Origin of the sequence: Treponema sp. (assembly GCF_052169735.1) — a bacterium.
Lineage (GTDB): Bacteria > Spirochaetota > Spirochaetia > Treponematales > Treponemataceae > Treponema.
Genome location: NZ_JBQNBW010000110.1, coordinates 1 through 3,585, shown reverse-complemented (window position 1 = coordinate 3,585; position 3,585 = coordinate 1). Strand labels below are relative to the sequence as shown.

The following is a 3,585-nucleotide window of genomic DNA, read 5'->3' as shown; positions in this document are numbered from 1 at the left end:
AATAGGCTGCTAAGGTTGAAAGAAAGAGGCTTTTCCCAAACCGCCGCGGACGGCTCAAGAAATAAACCTTGCTGCTGTTTATTAACCGAAAAAGGTATTCCGTTTTATCCACATAAAGGAAACCTTTTTCCCGTAAATCTTTAAAACTCTGTAGACCAATAGGCAATTTCCGAGGAATAGTCATAGTAACAGTATACTGCAATTAATACTTTTTTGCAATTTATCCGGTTGCATAAGGATATTCCGGTGCTGTATGTACTGTCGATATACAGCAGATCGAAATATCAAACCTATTCGATAGTTGCATTTTCGAACAGGTTTATTCGTACGGAGAGTTAATACGCACATGCCGCGTTGGGGTATGTTGATTTCCTAACAGCGGACGCACCGAGAGACTGAAGATTTTAAAAATCAGCGGTAAACAGTAATTTCAGTTTGCCGAGTGCATTCTTTTTTATCGGATGAGCATATTCAATGCCGAGTTTTGCAGCTCCGCTAATTGTAATAGCTGTCCGTCCGTATACCGATTGATAAAAGTACGGCATCAGCGCAGCTGAGTTGTTCCCTAAAAAATTCAGCATATTTTTATAGCCGAAGCTTAGAGTAAATCGATTATAAAAGATCGGAAGCCACGAACTGCCGGTTTGAATCTCGTAGCTAAGAAGTGTCAGCTCGGTATCAAATGCAAAACCGGTATTTATGCTGCCCCCGCTCTGTTTGACTGCTGCCCCGTCTTGCAGATGTTCCGTCATAGGTGGAAGATACGTGCTTAGTCCCATGAATGCCGGATGGTTGAAAAAAGTATAGGTACCTAATTCGGGGGTATAATATGCATTGTACCCGGCATAGCCGCTGCATTGAACTGTGAGCGGCAACAGGGGCGCATGAAAGCCAACAAGCGCTTGCAATATCCCTGCATGAACATAGGACTCAAAATGGTACCCGTGTTTTACTCCAGTCCTGACATCAACCCCTGTGATCGATTTCGCAAAAAAAGGTGTGTTTAATGCAACCGACGGTTTGAGATAGGCATAGCGGAAACTTATCTGCTCAGAAAGAACAGCGTTGCCTAGTTTGTAGCCGTACAGCGTCTTTTGCATAGCATAGTCTTTTGAGAAAAAAGAAAACGCTTCTGCCGAGATTCCCGCATTGAGCGCTATATGCTGATATCCGTTTTTACTCGGTATTGGAAATGACGCATCTAATGCCCCTCCGATGGTTCTGTACCGGAAATGATTATTGAGATCATATAATTGCACTGAAAAACCAACCGGTTTCGTATTAACGGCAAGATTTGCATGTATGTGGTAAAAAAACGGCTTAAAATAAAAGATTGATGCCGTTTTAAATGATAAAAGTGTTGTCGGATCGATCCCGTACATATCAAAAGCAAGACCGGTTTGATTGATATTTTTTATATCATCGGGAAGCGCAACATATAATAGAGGAAAGACCCGCCACATCCACGAGAGATACCGATACTTTTTGGGAGCAAGCAGTTCGGTCTTGGGAGAAATACTCGGCACTTCCGCTGCATCCGGCATATAATCGGTGAGCATTGCCTGTTTTTCGGCAAAAAGCTCCTCTGAGACTGTATACAGCGTGTTATACTTTGCATGTACTCCAGTGTAGACAAGCATGGCAGCCGACTGTTTGTTTTCTCCGGCAGAAATATCAGCCGGAGAGACACCAACCACTGCCGTATCAGCGGTAGACTCCGCCGAATCTCTTTTATGCGAAGCTTCATTCCCTGTCTTTGATGCCGGAAGCGTATCTTGAGCCAGTACTACCGGATAAAAAACACCGCCGGAAATATCTTCCTGTAAAACTTTGAGTGCGTTTGTTTTCGGATTATAGGTTGCTGCACGGTAGAGCATTCCTTTTTCTGCCCATGAAAAGGTAAGCAGCGTCCCTTCATCGGTAGTATTCGTTTGCAAGCAGCGGATCGCCGGTAGTGGCTCCGGAAATACCAGCTTTTGAATTTTCTTAGTGTTTTGGTTAATAAATAGAATATCACGGTTCATACCGTTTGCGGCGATACAGGCAATGGTATTTTCCCCTGCATATATGGGATCATAGATAGCAGTATACGGCATACCGGGACCGGCAGAGAAAACTTCCTCCTGTGTATCGGCATTGTGCATATCTGCAATGACGAGGCGGGAATATTGCCCATCGGTTTGTACACCGCAAATACGGTTGTTACCGCAAAAAGCAGCCGTGCGGAGCGAGTAATATTCGGTAGGCAAAAAACGCTTGGCTGCCATATCAAAGATAACAGACCGGTGTTTTTCACCCTCTAACGATTGAATGATATCGGTTACTAAGAGCAGCTGTCCGTCCGGTGAAAAACTTAAATGAGAGAGGCTCTGGTTAGCGGTAAATAGTTTTCTAGAAGCTCCGGTGGATGTATAAAAACGTACCTCTTTTTGGGTAAAATCAAAACAAGCAAAACCTTGTCGATTTGCTGCGGTAAACTTAAAGCCTGCTTTTCCTGTCTGCTGAAAAGGCACGGGTAAGCGTATTACCGCAGGGGTTTGAATGTTCTGAATAAATTCACTCCAGAGCGATTTCAGCGGTTTTCCAAAAATATGCTTGGTTTTACTCTGGGGGAAAATGAAAAAAGAACTCTGCCAATACTGCGCATAGGATTCCATTCCATATATTCTTTGCAGATAGTCCGCGAATCCCGCACCATAGAGATAGCCCCAAAATGCCCCCGGGTATACGTCCCGCTGTCCGGCAGCCTCTTGCCACGATGGAGTGCATCTGTCAATTTTCCCTTGCATTAAATGATGATAAAAAAGCGGATCATGTAAGCGTCCCTGCTGTCCGTCAAGACTTTCATAAGAAACAGCCGCACCTTCATTAAATGAAAGCGGCAGTACCGGCAAAAAATAAATGAGCGATATAGCATGGGTTAATTCATGGTAAAACACTTTCAGCATACTGTCAGTGAGGTTTCCGAGTGTACCGTCTTCGGGAACAGTATCGAATACCACAATACGCGGATAGGGGAAAAAAGTAAAATATCCGTTTAAACTCTCCGCTCCGGCGAGAATATATACCGGCATTCTCACCAAAATTTGCTTATCGAGACGCCCTGCTATTTCTTTCGCATACGAATCTGCATATTCTGCGAGCAATGCGGCGCTTTTTTCAGACTCTTTTGCATAAATAATATCGAAATATTCTGTTTTATGTACCAGTAAGCCTGCTCCAACAGCATGGGCTATGAGCCATAGAGAATAAACAATGATAAAAAACGATTTTTTACGTGAATACATGGGAACCTCTAAAATTGCAACTCATAAGAGCTGTACCGCAAAAAAAATGGTGTGTCAAGCATTCAGTCCCAATCAACCAGGGATTCCGCATTATGACTACCTAAAAATATTGTATACGGCGATACCTTTTACCCCGCCTTGCGTTTTTCTCCTGTACTCCACACATTGCATTTTATATCCCGATGTCCTATACTTTCTACAAGTATGGAAGACGAATTACAGATAACCCTCACCAACGATTATGCATTCAAACGCTTGTTAGGCTCGGAAGAAAATAAACCGCTCTTGCAGGACTTTC

Annotated in this window: 2 protein-coding genes; both read right to left on the bottom strand. The window is 43.4% G+C overall.

Going from position 1 to position 3,585, the window contains the following annotated elements:
* Positions 1–184 (bottom strand): AAA family ATPase (locus ACTTJ8_RS11520; protein ID WP_442719892.1); only part of this gene is annotated, 184 nt, incomplete at its 3' end.
* Positions 185–404: 220 nt separating this feature from the next.
* Positions 405–3,287 carry a hypothetical protein gene (locus tag ACTTJ8_RS11515; RefSeq protein WP_442721267.1) on the bottom strand — a complete coding sequence of 961 codons (2,883 nt, stop codon included), beginning with the start codon at positions 3,285–3,287 and terminating at the stop codon, positions 405–407.
* Positions 3,288–3,585 lie beyond the last annotated feature (298 nt).